Annotated in this window: 18 protein-coding genes; 5 read left to right on the top strand and 13 right to left on the bottom strand. The window is 65.1% G+C overall.

What is annotated here, in order from left to right:
* A partial coding sequence (locus tag ACTS2Z_RS03895) for a flagellin (RefSeq protein ID WP_442571919.1) occupies nucleotides 1–856 on the top strand: 856 nt, incomplete at its 5' end.
* 12 nt (nucleotides 857–868) lie between these two features.
* Here ACTS2Z_RS03895 and ACTS2Z_RS03890 read toward each other — a convergent pair.
* The 3 genes from ACTS2Z_RS03890 to ACTS2Z_RS03880 are packed head-to-tail and all read right to left on the bottom strand — an operon-like array spanning nucleotide 869 to nucleotide 3,562.
* Nucleotides 869–1,936: a pyridoxal-phosphate dependent enzyme gene (locus tag ACTS2Z_RS03890; protein WP_442571918.1), complete on the bottom strand. Its 1,068-nt coding sequence runs from the start codon at nucleotides 1,934–1,936 to the stop codon at nucleotides 869–871.
* Between the two features lie 34 nt (nucleotides 1,937–1,970).
* Nucleotides 1,971–2,423, bottom strand: coding sequence for a MaoC family dehydratase (locus ACTS2Z_RS03885; protein ID WP_442571917.1), 453 nt, complete (start codon nucleotides 2,421–2,423; stop codon nucleotides 1,971–1,973).
* A 38-nt stretch (nucleotides 2,424–2,461) separates the two neighbouring features.
* Nucleotides 2,462–3,562: an NADH:flavin oxidoreductase gene (locus tag ACTS2Z_RS03880; RefSeq protein WP_442571916.1), complete on the bottom strand. Its 1,101-nt coding sequence runs from the start codon at nucleotides 3,560–3,562 to the stop codon at nucleotides 2,462–2,464.
* 154 nt (nucleotides 3,563–3,716) lie between these two features.
* Between ACTS2Z_RS03880 and ACTS2Z_RS03875 the strand changes: the two genes are divergently transcribed.
* Both ACTS2Z_RS03875 and ACTS2Z_RS03870 read left to right on the top strand, forming a co-directional pair.
* A complete protein-coding gene (locus ACTS2Z_RS03875; protein WP_442571915.1) occupies nucleotides 3,717–3,947 on the top strand; it encodes a DUF2093 domain-containing protein in 231 nt (76 codons plus the stop codon).
* Entirely contained in the window at nucleotides 3,944–4,753 is an 810-nt protein-coding gene (locus ACTS2Z_RS03870) for a M23 family metallopeptidase (protein ID WP_442571914.1), read from the top strand. The genes ACTS2Z_RS03875 and ACTS2Z_RS03870 overlap by 4 nt, the downstream gene beginning before the upstream one ends.
* Here the strand turns inward: ACTS2Z_RS03870 and ACTS2Z_RS03865 are convergent.
* The 4 genes from ACTS2Z_RS03865 to ACTS2Z_RS03850 are packed head-to-tail and all read right to left on the bottom strand — an operon-like array spanning nucleotide 4,732 to nucleotide 8,676.
* Nucleotides 4,732–5,640, bottom strand: coding sequence for a lysophospholipid acyltransferase family protein (locus ACTS2Z_RS03865; RefSeq protein ID WP_442571913.1), 909 nt, complete (start codon nucleotides 5,638–5,640; stop codon nucleotides 4,732–4,734). The two genes, ACTS2Z_RS03870 and ACTS2Z_RS03865, sit on opposite strands and share 22 nt — an antisense overlap.
* Nucleotides 5,640–6,647 (bottom strand): tetraacyldisaccharide 4'-kinase, encoded by a 1,008-nt coding sequence (gene lpxK / locus ACTS2Z_RS03860; protein ID WP_442571912.1) that lies wholly within the window; start codon nucleotides 6,645–6,647, stop codon nucleotides 5,640–5,642. The genes ACTS2Z_RS03865 and lpxK overlap by 1 nt, the downstream gene beginning before the upstream one ends.
* Nucleotides 6,647–7,936 (bottom strand): 3-deoxy-D-manno-octulosonic acid transferase, encoded by a 1,290-nt coding sequence (locus ACTS2Z_RS03855; RefSeq protein ID WP_442571911.1) that lies wholly within the window; start codon nucleotides 7,934–7,936, stop codon nucleotides 6,647–6,649. Before ACTS2Z_RS03855 ends, lpxK begins: the two co-directional genes overlap by 1 nt.
* Nucleotides 7,933–8,676: a lysophospholipid acyltransferase family protein gene (locus ACTS2Z_RS03850; RefSeq protein WP_442571910.1), complete on the bottom strand. Its 744-nt coding sequence runs from the start codon at nucleotides 8,674–8,676 to the stop codon at nucleotides 7,933–7,935. The genes ACTS2Z_RS03855 and ACTS2Z_RS03850 overlap by 4 nt, the downstream gene beginning before the upstream one ends.
* A gap of 84 nt (nucleotides 8,677–8,760) precedes the next feature.
* Between ACTS2Z_RS03850 and ACTS2Z_RS03845 the strand changes: the two genes are divergently transcribed.
* Both ACTS2Z_RS03845 and ACTS2Z_RS03840 read left to right on the top strand, forming a co-directional pair.
* Complete coding sequence (locus ACTS2Z_RS03845) at nucleotides 8,761–9,423, top strand: fused DSP-PTPase phosphatase/NAD kinase-like protein (RefSeq protein ID WP_442571909.1); 663 nt, start codon at nucleotides 8,761–8,763, stop codon at nucleotides 9,421–9,423.
* A 111-nt stretch (nucleotides 9,424–9,534) separates the two neighbouring features.
* Nucleotides 9,535–9,885 (top strand): hypothetical protein, encoded by a 351-nt coding sequence (locus ACTS2Z_RS03840; RefSeq protein ID WP_442571908.1) that lies wholly within the window; start codon nucleotides 9,535–9,537, stop codon nucleotides 9,883–9,885.
* Here ACTS2Z_RS03840 and ACTS2Z_RS03835 read toward each other — a convergent pair.
* The 6 genes from ACTS2Z_RS03835 to ACTS2Z_RS03810 form a co-directional block, all read right to left on the bottom strand.
* The gene (locus ACTS2Z_RS03835; RefSeq protein ID WP_442571907.1) at nucleotides 9,873–11,549 is read right to left on the bottom strand and encodes an ABC transporter ATP-binding protein; all 1,677 of its coding nucleotides are present in this window, start codon (nucleotides 11,547–11,549) and stop codon (nucleotides 9,873–9,875) included. The two genes, ACTS2Z_RS03840 and ACTS2Z_RS03835, sit on opposite strands and share 13 nt — an antisense overlap.
* A gap of 123 nt (nucleotides 11,550–11,672) precedes the next feature.
* Nucleotides 11,673–11,912: a DUF4170 domain-containing protein gene (locus tag ACTS2Z_RS03830; protein WP_442571906.1), complete on the bottom strand. Its 240-nt coding sequence runs from the start codon at nucleotides 11,910–11,912 to the stop codon at nucleotides 11,673–11,675.
* Nucleotides 11,909–12,694 (bottom strand): inositol monophosphatase family protein, encoded by a 786-nt coding sequence (locus ACTS2Z_RS03825; protein ID WP_442571905.1) that lies wholly within the window; start codon nucleotides 12,692–12,694, stop codon nucleotides 11,909–11,911. Before ACTS2Z_RS03825 ends, ACTS2Z_RS03830 begins: the two co-directional genes overlap by 4 nt.
* Nucleotides 12,681–14,066 (bottom strand): TldD/PmbA family protein, encoded by a 1,386-nt coding sequence (locus ACTS2Z_RS03820; protein ID WP_442571904.1) that lies wholly within the window; start codon nucleotides 14,064–14,066, stop codon nucleotides 12,681–12,683. Before ACTS2Z_RS03820 ends, ACTS2Z_RS03825 begins: the two co-directional genes overlap by 14 nt.
* Nucleotides 14,067–14,117: 51 nt before the next feature.
* Nucleotides 14,118–14,510: an MAPEG family protein gene (locus ACTS2Z_RS03815; RefSeq protein WP_442571903.1), complete on the bottom strand. Its 393-nt coding sequence runs from the start codon at nucleotides 14,508–14,510 to the stop codon at nucleotides 14,118–14,120.
* A 78-nt stretch (nucleotides 14,511–14,588) separates the two neighbouring features.
* The coding region (locus ACTS2Z_RS03810; protein WP_442571902.1) for a hypothetical protein at nucleotides 14,589–14,861 on the bottom strand (273 nt) is incomplete at its 5' end.

Genomic DNA, 14,861 nt, shown 5'->3' with positions numbered 1-14,861 from the left:
CCAGCGCGAGCTCTATGAATCCGGCCAGCAGGTTTCTACCGGGCTTAAGGCGCCTGACCTGAAAGGCTATGGCAATCAGGCCGAAACGATCCTGTTTGCGCGCGGCGCGCTGACACGCTCTGACAATTTTGTCGAAGCCAGCCAGCGGCTGGCGAGCCGGCTCGAAGTGCAGGATCTGGCTCTGGGCGAGATGTCAGAAGCGGTGCAGGATCTTCGCCTGTCGCTGACCACGAATGACGCGACCTTCCTGATGGAAGACATAGAGGCGGCTTTCGGCCGGTTTACGTCTGCGCTTAACACCCAGTTCAACGGCTCCTATCTGTTTGGCGGCACGCGCACCGATGCAGTGCCCTTCACGGCCAATTCCATTGCCGACCTTCAGGCAGCGGCCAGTCTTGATGATCTCTTCGCCAATTCGGACACCGCCCAGACAGGCCGGGTGGAGGAAAACACCACGGTCGTCACGGGCTTCCTCGCCAGCGATCTCGGCCGGGAGCTGATGGGCATTTTCGAGCGCATCGCCGATTTTGACGCCGGTCCGAACGGGCCGTTCGACGGCACGGTTACCGATGCGCAGCAGACTTTCCTCTCAACCGAAATCGCCAATGTGATCCGTGTCTTTGACGAGATCTCATCTGCTCAGGGCACAAACGGCTCCTTGCAGGCGCGGCTGGAGACGGCCCAGCTTTCCAACAAGCAGCGCTCCGACTACCTGACCGAGATGATCGCCGGTCTGGAGGAAGTGGACATGGCGGAGGCGGCAACACGCCTCACTCAGGCCCAGTCCGCGGTACAGGTCTCGGCGCTGGTCTTTTCCGACATGAGCCAGGTCTCGCTCCTGCCCTTCCTGCGCTAGGCGCACCTGCGATCAGGTGGAGAGGGACGTCAGGCTTTCCAGCCGGGCAGCTATCTCTGATCCGGCGCGGGCGAGCTGATCAGCGTCGTGACCTGCGAGATACCGGCTGTTCATCTCGCCCTCATAGCGTTCGGCTCCATCAGCGCAGATGCAAACGACGCGCATGGGCCGGCTGGCCCTTTGAAGCCATTCAACCGCGCCCAGGACAACACCCATGCTGGAAAGGCCGATAGGCGGGAAGCCCCGGTCCTTCAAATGGACGGTAGCGGCCAGCACCTGCACATCGGAAATGCGCACGACACCGGGCAGATGTGCGGGTTCGGCAAAGGTTGATTGCCGTCCGCTGCCATAGCCGGGGATGGTGAGCGGGGGTGTCGTGTCCGTCTCTGGCCGGACGAACGCCCTCGACCCTTCCGGCTCCACCAGGACCAGCCGGGTCTCGCTTCGGCTGGCGTCGAGATAATCGGCAAACCCGCGCGCGGTGCCACCTGAAGAGGCGGCTACCAGAACGGCGTCAAAGCGTTCGCCGTCCAGCACTTCCGGTGCCGTCCACCGGGCATGGCACTCCGGGTTCATCGGATTGCGGTACTGGTCGAGGAAGAGCAGGCCGTCGCGCTGTGCGATTTCGGCAGCGACGCGCATGCGGGCATGATTGGAAGACTCGCCGGGCAGTGCCTCGGCAACCACCAGTTCCGCGCCCGCCTTGCGGATACCTTCTGCATTGAACCGGCTGATGGAGGCAGAGGTGACGATGGTGACTTTCAGGCCTTGCGCCTGCCCGATCGAGGCGAGCGCGTAACCGTAATTGCCCGATGAGGCGTCAACTACGCCAGCTTCACGGGCTGCGCGGCGTGCACTGTCGTCCTGGATCGAGCGCGAAAGAATATACCAGGCCACCCGGTCCTTGATTGAGCCGAAGGCGTTGTGGCGCTCTTCCTTGAGGCAGATGTCATGCGCCAGTCCGTTTACCGTCAGGGACCATCGCGACAACGGCGTGCCGCCAATGGGAAACGGGCAATCGGGTATGGCGTTTGACAAGGCGTGCTTGAGCCTCTGCTGCAATGCAACAGTGCATAACACACCATAGGGTCTATGCAAGCTGCTCTGCGAGGCGTCAGCCGTAGACGACGAGACTCAGCCACTCGGCAGCAAGGGCGGGCGTTGAATGGCCTTCGATTTCCACCGAGCAATTCTGGACAAGCTGGATCTGGCCGGGCTTGCGCTCTTCCGCGCGGGCGAGCGTGAAGCTGCCCCGGATGCGCGCGCCCACAGGAACGGGCGAGAGGAAGCGCACCTTGTCGAAGCCGTAATTGATGCCGATCACCTTGTCGGGCATCGGCGGAAGCGTGGATTCAGCAAAGTGGGAGAGCATGGAGAGGGTCAGGAAGCCGTGCGCGATCGGTCCGCCGAACGGGGTTTCCTTCGCGGCACGTTCCGGATCGACGTGAATGAACTGATGATCCAGCGTCACGTCGGCAAACGCGTTCACGCGGGCCTGATCCACCGTGAACCAGTCCGATGTCACCGTCTCGCCGATGCGCGCGGCGTATTTGTCCAGAAGGCTCATGGCCTCTCTCCCCTGTAGTTTTTGAGTTCCCGTGATGCCTACACCAGCTCCTTGAGCGCTTCAGCCGAAAAATCAGCCAGCTCGTCAAAGCGGCCGTCACGCACCTTTGCCGCCCATTGCGGATCGGAGAGCAGGGCCCGGCCGATGGCGACAAGATCGAACTCGCCTGCTTCAAAGCGCTTGAGCAGTCCATCGAGCGAGGCTGCCGGCGAGCCTTCACCCATGAAGGCGCCGAGGAAGTCGGAGTTCAGGCCGACAGAGCCGACGGTGATGACCGGCTTGCCGGTGAGCTTTTTCGTCCAGCCTGCAAGGTTCAGATCAGACCCCTCGAACTCCGGGATCCAGAAGCGGCGCGTCGAGGCGTGGAAGATGTCGACGCCGGCATCGCCCAGCGGAGCCAGGAAGGTTTCCAGCTCCTGCGGCGTTTCGGCGAGGCGCGCCGTGTAGTCCTGCTGCTTCCACTGCGAATAACGCAGGATGAGCGGCATGGCGGCGGGCATTTCGGCGCGCACCGCGCGGATGATTTCCTCGGCAAAGGTGATCCTGCCTTTCAGGTCTCCGCCGAACCGGTCCGTGCGCTTGTTCAGGCCTTCCCAGAAGAACTGGTCGATCAGATAGCCGTGCGCGCTGTGCAGTTCGATGGCATCAAAACCGATCTCCACGGCGGCCTTCGCGCCTTTGGCGAAGGCGTGAATGGTATCGGCGATCTCCTCCTCGGTCATCGGCTCGCCAATGGTCTTGCCATTGGGCAGGATGCCGGACGGGCTGTCGGAGGGGGCTTCCGGGTGCGGCCCGGTGCCGGGGCGGCGGGCAAGGCCCACATGCCATAGCTGGGGCGCAATCTTGCCGCCGGCTGCATGCACGGCGTCGACGACCTTCTTCCAGCCGGCCAGCGATTCCGGCGTGTGGAAGTTCGGCACGGCGGGATCGAAGCTGGCGCCCGGCCGGTCGATCGTGGTGCCTTCGGTGATGATCAGGCCGACGGCGTTTTCCGCGCGGCGCCGGTAATACGCCACCACATCATCCCCCGGCACGCCGCCCGGAGAAAAGGAGCGCGTCATCGGCGCCATCACGATCCGGTTGGCAAGGGAGAGTGAGCCCAGCTTGAAGGGCTGGAAGAGGGCGGCAGCATTGGTCATGGGATTGTCCTGCGAGGAGGAAAGGAAGGAAGGCAGTGCCGCTATCAGATGGCGTTGCCCACAGTCGGGTCAAGGCAGACTTGCCCGCTTTGATGCAGCGCAGCGTCCGTGATAGATACCGGCACGGGCACGAATAAGAGAGCAGGGAGCGGGTATGAACCGGTTCGAGCGTGATTTCACCGGCGAGGCCAAGCTGGAATACGGCGATGCCGACTTCATGATACTGGAGCCGGGCGCCTATGTGGTGTGCGCGGTGACGGGTGAGCAGATACCGCTGGGCCAGTTGCGCTACTGGAGTTCTGAATTGCAGGAAGCCTTCAAGGACGCCGAAGCTGCGACGCGCCGCTGGCTTGATATTCACTCCCAGCCGGGGATGACGACATGATTGCGCTGCTGGCCGGTATCATCCTCCAGACCGCTTCCGTGACTGCGATTGCCTGTGAAGGCGAGCACCGCCAGGGCGGGGTCCTGATCTGCCGCACGGCGCCTGAGGCCGTCGTCATTCTTGACGACGTCCAGACCCGCGCCGATGGCGATGGGTGGGTCATTCTCGGCCATGACCGCGATGCGCCCGCGCAGACGCGCCTGCAGGTGCGCATCGGCGGCGAGATTGTGCATGACGCCGAATACGCCGTGACCCCGCTCGAATACGACATACAGCGCATAGACGGCCTGCCGCCCGCCATGGTCAGCCCGCCGCCGGAAGTGCTTGAGCGCATCCGTGCCGAGACGGTCCGCAAGGGTCAGGCCCATGCCTCGCGCTGGAGCGGCAACGGATTTTCACAAGGCTTTGTCTGGCCGGCCGAAGGGCGTATCTCCAGCCCCTATGGCGCCCAGCGCTTCTATAATGGTGAACCGCGCCGCCCGCATTACGGGATCGATATTGCCGTGCCGTCTGGTACGCCGGTTCTGGTGCCTGCGGCGGGCATTGTGACGCTTGCCGATGACGACATGTATTTCGAAGGCGGGCTGATCTTCATCGATCACGGCCAGGGCTTCAACGGCGTGTTCATGCACCTGTCGGAGGTCAGCGTCGCCGAGGGCGATTACGTGGAACAGGGTCAGGTTATCGGCCTGGTCGGTTCGACCGGACGGTCAACCGGCGCGCATCTGGACTGGCGCATGCGCTGGCACGGGCGGAATGTCGACCCGATGGCGGTGCTGGCGGTTCAGCCGGAAACCTTGCGGTAGACGTCCTTGGCAAAGCGCCGATGCACCCAGAACCACTGGGCCGGCGTTTCCAGAAGCCGCGCCTCGATGAAGCGGTTCACGCTGGTGACCATTTCCAGCACCGCTTGCGTCCGGTCTGTGGCTTGCGGCCGGGGCAGGGGCTCGTAGACCTTCACTGTGAAGTTCGCGCCATGGCGGCGCACGACCGACATCGGAACCAGAGGCGCATCGTATTTCAGGGCCATGCGCGCAGGGCCAGAGGCTGTCATCGCCGGCAGGCCGAAGAAGGGCGCCTCGACGCCGTCATTCATCTTCTGATCGTTCATCAGCGCCACCGAGTGCCCGGTCTGCAGGGCCTTGAGCGCCTCCTTCGCACCGGCCTCGCCTTTCGGCGCGAAAATCTCGACCCCGTAGGCGGCGCGCTGGTTGACGATCCGGCGGTCGATCAGCGGGTTGTTGGCATGGCGGTAGGTCATCCGGCATTTCGGCATGGCGTTGGCGAGCACGCCCGCCAGCACTTCCCAGTTGGCAAAATGCCCGCCGACAAAGACGACCGGGTCGCCCCTGGCTGCCAGCTCGTCGATGACATCACGCCCTTCGAGGCGGATGGATTCGCCGGTGGCCTTCAAATCCATGCGGTGCAGGTTCGGAAACTCGCCCAGAAGGCGGCCGATATTGTCCCACATGCCGGTCAGAAGCGCGTCGATCTCACGCGGGCTGGCATCGGGGAAGATCAGCTCCATGTTGCGCCGGGCGACACGGTGCGGACCCAGCTTCGGCCCCAGCCGCCCGCCAATGGCCGCGCCCATATCGCTGGCGCGCTCCACGCTCATGGCGCGCATCAGGCCCTGATAGCCATCCCAGCCCAGCGCTTCGGCGCGCCAGCCCACTGCCTGCAAAATCGACACTAAGCGCTTCCTGCCTTTGACAAGACCTCTTGCAGACAATCCCTGATCCGGGCCGTATCGGCAAATACCGCCTGCACCGGCCAGTCGAGCACGTTTGCGCGCATATCGGCTGGCAGGCGGACATGATCCTTGGTGGTAGTTATCAGCCGGGCATCCCAGCTCTGGGCCAGATCGGCAAGGCGGCGCAGATCAGCCGCGGTAAACCGGTGATGATCGGGAAACTGGATCGCATCGGCCAGATCGCCGCCAGCGGCCTTGAGGCCGTCAAAGAATTTCTGCGGGCGGCCAATGCCGGCAAAGGCGAGCAGCCGGCCTTGGGGCACCGGGGCCGTTGGCGCTAGCCAGGCCCTGAAGACGGGGATTTCCAGCGTGTCGAGCTTCAACCGCGCGAGGTCGGGCTCAGCCTCGCCATCGGGCATCATCACGATGACGGCGTTGGCGCGGGCAAGACCAGTGGCTACCGGCTCGCGCAACGGACCTGCCGGGAAGATCGTGCCCGGTCCCCAGCCGGTTTCCCCGTCCACCACAACAAAGCTGAAATCCTTGTAGAGGGTCGGGTTCTGGTGGCCGTCATCCATCACGACGATGCCCGCGCCGCTCTTCCTTGCAAGCTCTGCCCCGGCAGGGCGGTCTGCGGATATGATCGCCGGTGCGCTGCGCGCCAGCAGCAAGGGCTCGTCGCCGACCTCGTCCGCCGTGTGCCTTTCGGCATCCACCTGAATTGGTCCTTTCAGGTTCCCCCCCCAACCGCGAGAGAGAGCAAAGGGCTTGGCGCCCATATCGTCCAGCATGGCGAGAAGCGCCGCGCTGACGGGTGTCTTGCCGGTGCCGCCCAGCGTGAGATTGCCGACACAGATCACCGGTATCCCGGCCATTGTCGGGGTAGTGCGGGCAATGCGCGAGGCAGCCGCTGCCGCATAGGCCCAGCCCAGCGGGGAAAGCAGGGCGCGCGTGATCGCGCCGGAGGAGCGGCCGGCCTTGTCGTTCCAGAAGGCAGGGGGGCGCATCAGCGTGTCTCCACAGGCTTTGTGAGCAGCGATACCAGCTTTTGTGTGGTCATCTCCAGCACATTGCCGGTCAGCGCATCGAGCGCGGTCTCGCCGGCATCCGGGGCAATGCCGGCGCCCTCCCATTGTGCGCGGACGGCTGTGGCGAGCGCGGTGGCGTCGCTCACGGTCACAACGGCGCCATGCTGTTCATAGGCGTCATAGACGTCGGAAAAGCTGTCACGGTAAGGCCCCGACACGACCTGGCAGCCGAGGCGCGTCGCCTCTATCGGGTTATGCCCGCCAATGCCGGGTTTCAAACTGCCCGCTATCAGCGCAACGCGGGACAGTGCAAACCAGAGCGACATCTCGCCCAGCGTGTCGGCAAGCCATACAGGAATGTCGTGCCTTGGTGCCTCGCGGGCGGAGCGGCGCGCGAGGCCGAGGCCCGCGCCTTCGACCAGCGCGGTTATCTCTGCGGCGCGGTCGGGATGGCGTGGCACCAGGATCAGCAGGGCATCGGGATGGCTGGCCAGAAGTTCCTTGTGGGCCTGAAGGACGATCTCCTCCTCGCCCGCATGCGTGCTCGCCGCCACCCACACTTTGCGCCCGTTCAGGATCGTGCGGGCCGCATCCAGCGCGTCGCGCGTGGGCATGGGCGGCAGGATTTCCAGCTTGAGATTACCGGCAACCGCAAGTTTGCGGTCCAGCAGGCCGGCAAGGCCGTGCGCAGTTCGCCCGTCCGCAGGACTGATCCAGTCGAAGCAGCCCATAAGCGCCTTGCCCGATTGCTTCCAGCGCTGCCAGCGGCGCAAGGACGCTTCGTTCATGCGGGCATTGACGAGCGCGAGGCGCGCTCCGGACCGGCGGGCCTCGATGATGAGGTTGGGCCACAGCTCGCTTTCCACAAACACGCCGAGGTCCGGCTTCCAGTGCGCCATGAAGCGGCGCGCGGCACCGGGCGTATCGGCGGGCACGAACTGGTGGATGATGCCTGGTGGTGCTTCGCGTGCGATGAGCGCGGCGGACGTTACCGTGCCTGAAGTCATCAGCACGCTGAGGTCTGGGCGGGCAGCCAGCAGCGAACTGGCAAGCGTCAGGGCCACGCGGCTTTCGCCCACACTCGCACCATGAATCCACACCAGCGCACCGTCCGGGCGTGCGACGGAGGCATGGCCGAGGCGCTCAGCCATGCGGCCCGCATCCTCCTTGCCCCGGCGCGCACGGCCCGCCAGCACTGACGGCGCCAGCGGTGCGGCAAGACCGGTCAGTGCGCGGTAGGCACCAAGGGCAGGCGGCAGCTTCTTCATGCGCTGCGCGCCCCGGCAGGGGGTGCCGGTTCGACCGGCTCTACCCCGCACGCCAGATCGGCCTCGCGGGTCAGCGTGATCAGGGTCTCTTCAAGCCAGAGACGGGCCGCTTCACGGTCTTGGGCGCTTGCCTTCTCGGGCAGGAAATAGGGCTCGCTCCAGATGATGACGCCGCGCGAAAACGGGAAGGGCAGGACAAACCGGTCCCAGGAATTGAACACCTTGCGCGCCCGGATCGACCAGGTCACTGCGAGGATCGGTACACCGGTCGCTTCGGCCAGGCGTATCGCGCCGGGTGTCACGCGCATGCGCGGTCCCTTGGGACCATCGGGCGTGATGGCCATGACGCCATCTTCTTCCAGATGGCGGACCATGGCGCGGTAGGCGCTCATCGCGCCCTTGTCGTCGAGGCTGCCATCGCGGCGACGCTTGCGGGTCGAGCCGCGAATGCCGAGCACCTTATGGTGCGCAGCGGCGCGCGCGATGATGTCTCCATCGACCGAGCGGGAAACCAGAATGGCGGTCTGCTGGGTACGTTTCGGCCAGAGCGCGATGCTCATGAGCAGACGGCCATGCCAGAAGGCGCCAATCGCACCCTTGCCTTCAGCCGCAATCGCGCGCATCGCGTCGGCGCGGCGAACTTCCCAGCGCGTGGTGTGCTGGACAAGGGCCATATAGCCGCCCATCAGCGCGCCAAGCGCCATCTGGACAGGTGTGTAGCTCAGGATCGATCGGGCCATGCCCCGTTGCTGGCCAGAGCGCCGCCCCGCGTCAAGCAGGAAGTGTTGTTGCGCACCTTGCCCGCAGCGATTAAGTCCGGCGCCATGACAGCCAATTTTGATGATCCGGCCCAACTGGCCCGAGCCCGCTCCAGCCTGATGTGGGACGATCATGGCGTGCTGCGCCGGGCCTTTCGCAATCACCGCCATGTCGCCGGCCAGATGTGGCGCGGCAATCAGCCGGACCCTGACCGCATCGCCTGGCTGGCAGAGCAGGGCTTCAGGACGATACTGAACCTGCGCGGGGTGCAGCCGGGCAAGGCCTATTACGATCTGGAGCACTGGGCCGCGAAAAAGCACGGCATCACGGTCATTGATCTGGGCTGGGGCTCACGCGAGGCACCTTACGTGGAGCGTATCGAGCGCCTGATCGAGGTCTTCGATACGATCGAATATCCCGCCTTCATGCACTGCAAGTCCGGCTCTGACCGGGCCGGCATCGTGGCGGTGCTCTATCTCATCTTGCACGAAGGCTGGCCGGTGGAAGACGCGCTCTCCCACCTGTCCCTGAAATACGGGCATGTGAAGCAGGGCAAGACCGGCATGCTGGACCATTTCTTCCAGCTCTATATTGAGCGCAATGCGCGCGAGCCGATCGAGTTCCTGACCTGGGTGCGCACCGAGTATGACCGGCAGGCCTGCCATGACGGCTTCATGGCGAGCTGGTGGGGCTCGATCCTTACTGAGCGGGTCTTGCGCCGGGAATAGGCCGGTAAAGTATGGCCACCTCACGTTAACTTATGTGCGGTTAAGCTTTCTCTCCAGATGGGAGGGCAAATGGGCCGGCACCACATATCATTGAGCCCCGACCGCTCTATTGTGATTATTGCCGTCGCTGGCGCACGCGATGATGTGACCTTTGCGAACAGCACGCCCGAATTCCTGAAATTCTATCTCGGCCAGCCCTCGCGCAAGATATTGTTCGACGTGGTGAAGGCCTATGCGGCGCTGGAAAGCGTCACGGCAATCGAGCTTGCAGAATCGTGCGGACGTCAGATGCCGCCCAGCCGGATCGCCATCACCGCGCGCGAGCTGGACTGTGCCTATGCGCGCATCTGGCGCCGGGCTTTGTCGGCGACGGGGCACGAGGCATTCGTGTTTGAGTCGGTTGCGGAGGCCGAAGCCTGGCTGCGCTCGGATGCGGACGAGCAGACGCTTTACGTAGCCTGACCTGTATCGCTGAACTGGATGCGGCAGAGCTCGGCATAAAGCCCGCCTTTTTCCACCAGCTCGTCGTGACGGCCTTCTTCCACCACGGCGCCATCCTTCATCACATAGATCCAGTCTGCATTGCGCACGGTGAAGAGCCGGTGGGCGATGACAAGCGTGGTGCGTCCGGCGCTGAGCCGGTCAAGGGCGGCCTGTACGCGCTCTTCCGACTGGGAATCCAGCGCAGACGTCGCTTCATCAAGCAAGAGCAGAGGCGCGTCCTTGAGAAGCGCGCGGGCTATGGCGATGCGCTGGCGCTGGCCGCCGGAAAGCTGGTTGCCGCGTGGCCCGGCCCGGAACGCATACCCGCCCGGCAGGCCCATGATGAAATCGTGGGCGTCGGCGGCCTTTGCAGCGGCGATGATCGCGTCGCGGTCAGCATCGAGCGAGCCGAATCCGATATTGGCCTCGAGCGTGTCGTCAAACAGGGTGGTGTCCTGGCTGACCAGGGCGAGGGCGCCGCGCACGCTGGCGAGCGTCGCCCCGGCAATGTCCTGGCCGTCGATCTCCACCCGGCCCGATTGCGGATCGTAGAGGCGGGCGATGAGGTTCAGGGCGCTGGTCTTGCCGGACCCTGACGGGCCGACCAGCGCCACGGTCTTTCCGGCCGGGACAGTGAGGGACACACCGCGCAAGGCGGGCGCTTCCGGCCCGTAGGCGAAATGCACGTCCCTGAATGTGACGGCGCCGCCTTTCAGCTTCAGAGGTTTCGCGCCTGCTGTCTCGACAAGGCGGGGGTCTTCGTCGAGAAGCGCAAAGACGCGTTCGAGAACCCCCATGCCTTCCTGAATGGCACCGGCGAGCGAACCGAGCGCGCGCAAGGCCGGGCTGACGATCAGAAGCGCCGTGATGACGCCGAGGAACCGGCCGATATCGCTGTCACCGCTGGCCATGCGCCAGCCTGCCACGGCAAAGATGCCCGCGAGCGCGAGACCGCCGGCCACTTCCATCAGCGGTTCGATCTTGGAGCGGTCGCGCACCATGGCCTGCAGGAGCTGGAAGCGTTCCTGAAAGGCGCTGCGCGAACGGTCGCGGGCATAGTTTTCCAGCGAGAAGGTCTTGATGAGGCGGGCGCCGCTCAAGGTCTCCTCAAGGAAGCTGGTGACATTGCCCATCTGGCTCATCACGCTGAGCGAGCGTTTGCGGATGATGGCGCCGAGCCGCAGGACGGGTGCGCCTGCCAGCGGCAGTACACCCAGCAGGATCAGGGTCAGCACCCAGTCCAGCCAGAGCATGACGGCCACCCCGCCAATCACCTGCAGCGTGTCGCGGGTGAGGTTGTTGGCAGCGCGTACCAGGCTTTCGCGCAAGGTGGTGATGTCATTGGTGAAGCGCGAGACCAGCGAGCCCGCGCCCTCGCCCTGCAGACGGGAAAAGTCTGCCTCCATCAGGCGCGCATACATGGCAGTCTGCAGATCGCGCATGACCCCGAGCGCGAGCCGGTTTGTGGCGAGCGTCTGCCAGTAGAGCGTCAGGCTGCGGATCAGGACCAGCGGCAGGACGATGGCCGGGGCCAGCCAGATCACGCGTGCATCACGCAATTCCATCAGCGCCGTCATTTCCCGGACGACCACGGCATAGCCGCTGACCGAAATCGCGGTAATGGCCGAAAGGGCTAGGCCCAACAGAAGCAGGGGCCAGCGCGGGGCGATCCAGCCTGCAAACAGCCGTCCGGCAAGGGCCAGCGTACCGGCCTTTTGCGGGCCGGCCTTTACCGGAAGGGCGGGATCGCTCAGCGTTCCGGCCCTCTAGCCTTGCGGCCCGCCATTGGCGGGATCGAGGAGCTTGTGGGCGTGGATGATGAAATAGCGCATGTGGGCATTGTCCACCGTGTTCTGCGCGGCAGCTTTCCACGCCATGCGGGCGCTTTCATAGTCGGGGAAGGCACCGACGAACTCGACGGCGTTCAGGTTCTTGAACTCGTGGACGTCGGGACGAACCTCGGTCAGCTCGCCGCCGATCACGAGATGGAGAAGCTGCTGGCTCATGATGATTCCTCTGTCATGCGGGCAAGCCGCTCCAATAGCAAAGCATGAAGGGCCGGACCAGCGGCGATGGGCGCTGGCTGGCAGTGGGCGGGACCGTCATAGGACGGCACCACGCCGCTGGCCGAACTGATGCGACCGCCAGCCTCGGTCACGATCAGGTGGCCTGCAGCCAGGTCCCAGTCGTTTTTCGGGCGGACGGCAACGAGCCCGTCAGCCGCGCCACTGGCCGTCAGCGCCAGTCTGAGCGCCACCGAATTGATATGAATGGTCTCGGCGCCGAGCGCCCTCAGATCCGTCAGCCGGCCAGCATCGCCCAGCAGGCGTGCGCCGGAAATGCTGGCCTGTGCTGACGGGCGAAGCGCTTCGCCATTGCATTGCGCGCCCTCTCCGAGCACTGCCGAATAGAACTCGCCGCGCGCCGGCGCGAAGAGGGCCGCCGCTACCGGAACACCGGCACGCACGACCGCGAGCGATACACAAAAATCGGTACGGCCCTTGATGAAGGCGCGCGTGCCGTCGATAGGGTCGACCACGAAGGTGCAGGCTGAAGCGCCGGGTTCTGCGCGGCTCTCCTCCGACAGCCAGCCATAATCGGGCCGGGCGGTCAGAAGCACGTCTTTAAGGAAGGCGTCAGCGGCCATGTCAGCCGCGCTGACCGGGTCGCCGGGGCGTTTTTCCCAGTGTTTCAGCCGGGAACCCTCGCCGAAATAGTCCATCACGAGATGGCCCGCATCGCGCGCCGCGCCGGTCAGAAGATCGAGATCGGCCCTAGCGTCCGCCAACGGAAAGCGCGTCCACAAGCACGCTTGGCGCGTTGATCCGCCCGGAGAACTCCAGATCATTGCCGGGCACCAGGCGGGCGAAGATATCCACCATGTTGCCGGCGACCGTGCTTTCGCTGATCGCGCCCGTCAGCTTGCCATTCTCGATGCGCCGCCCGGCCACACCGACCGACCAGTCGCCGGTATTGGCATTGAGCGAGGCGCCGAACATTTCGGTCACCAGAAGCCCGTTGCCTGCATCGGCGATGAGATCCTCGCGCGAGGCGTCTCCCGGAGCCAGGTGCAGGTTGGAGACGCTGACGCCCGGAGGACCGCCCGGATCGGCGCTCGCATGGCCGGTCAGGGGCAGTCCGAGCTGCCGCGCGCTGGCAGAATTGAGCAGCCAGCCGGTCAGCACCCCGTCTTCGATGATGGCGCGGGGGCGCGTTGCAACGCCTTCACCGTCAAAGGCGCGGCTGCCATGGCCCCAGGGCTTTAGCGGGTCCTCGATGATGTCGATGCCTTCGGCAAAGAGCCGCTCGCCATTCCTGTCACGCAGGAAGGAGGTGCCGCGCGCAATCGCCGGACCGGAAATCGCGCACAGAAGAGCGCCGATGAAGGTGGTGGAAACCCGCTCGTCAAATACGACCGGCATCTTGCCGGAACGCATCTTTTCCGCGCCGAGCCGTTCGACAGAGCGCATGCCCGCAGATCGCCCCAGCTCCGCCGGTGAGCGCAAGGCTGCACGCTGGCGCATGGAATGTTGATCGTAATCGCGCTCCATGCTCTCGCCGGATTTCGCGACGGCTGCGATGCCCCGTGCAGCCATCGAGCCGCGCTTCATGCCGGTAAACCCGTTCGAGGCAACCATGACGGCGGCGCTGGCTGACAGGCTGGCGCCGGAGCTTGCGACCATGGCGACGCCGTCGACAGCGCGCGCAGCAGCCTCCATCTCGAGCGCTTCGGCCTCCAGCGTGGCGGCGTTCCAGTCCATGTCCTCGTAGAGATCGATATGCGGACGGGTGCGGGCCAGTTCGCCCGGCTCGACGAGGCCGCAATAGGGGTCTTCGGGAGCCACGCGCGCCATGGCGATGGCGCGTTCAACGGCGAGGCCCGCCCCCTCATCGGTGAGGTCTGAAAAGCTGGTGCCCGCCATGCGCTTGCCGATGAAGACGCGAAGGCCGGCGCTGCGCCCTTCGGAGCGCTCGACATCCTCCAGAGCGCCTTCGCGTACCGACACTTCCAGCGAGCGCGATTCGCCCAGGATCACCTCGGCGGCGTCCGCGCCGGCCGCCATGGCGCGTTTGAGAAGGCTCTCTGCAAGCGGCAGCAGGGCCTGCGGATCGGGTCCGCTGGCGGGCGAGGCGGGTTCAGTCTTGGCGTGCTGGGTCATGGATACGGGCTATAGCCGGGCAGGCCCTGCCCGGCAATGACCCGGCCCCGGTCAGGTCAGCGCATACCACAGCAAGGCGATGGCACCGGCCAGATAGACGATGAGGGTAAGCAGGGCCCCGATCATGCGCCCAGTGCTGACACCGGAACTCCCGGTGAGGCCGATCGCATGGGCGATCCGGGCGAGGGTGAGGGTCGCGCCCAGTGCATGGAGCACGTACGGGTTGGCATCGAGCAGGGCGAGGGCCAGAAGCCCGATCAGCATGCCCGGCACCCATTCGGTCGCGTTCGCGTGGACCCGGATGCGCCGGGTGAGGGATTCGTTGCCCCCATCGCCCAGACCCACCCCGCTTGACCGGCGGCCAGAGATCACGTTCCAGGCGAGCGCCAATAGCACGAGCAGGTTGAGGCCTATGTAAAGGCCGGCGATTGCAACAGGTGTCATGTAAGAAGCCTCCCGGAACGGGCGGGTTCATCCCGCCTCGTGATGGAGGACTATCGGCTGCGCCGCCGGGCGGCGCAATCAGCTTTCAGGCTGGCAGGAGAGGGCGGTTTCCGCGACAAAACGGGTAATCGCGCCCTGACGGCTGGAATTCAGCCCCGCAGCCTGCATGCGTTCGCGCACCGGCTCGCCCGCCATGCTGTCGATCAGGAAGCTATAGGCTTCGGCATCGAAGCGGCTGGCCGCTGTACCGGCGAGGCAGGCACAAATCGGCGCGCCATAGGCAAGGCTTTCGGTGCAGACGGCTTCGAAGCGGGCGCGCTGCGCCTCATCCGGCGCCGGGCCTGCCACGGG

The sequence above is a fragment of the Glycocaulis sp. genome, from assembly GCF_052168375.1.
Classification (GTDB): Bacteria; Pseudomonadota; Alphaproteobacteria; order Caulobacterales; family Maricaulaceae; genus Glycocaulis.
Note: the sequence above shows the minus strand (reverse complement) of the source record. Positions and strands in the feature narration are given on the sequence as shown.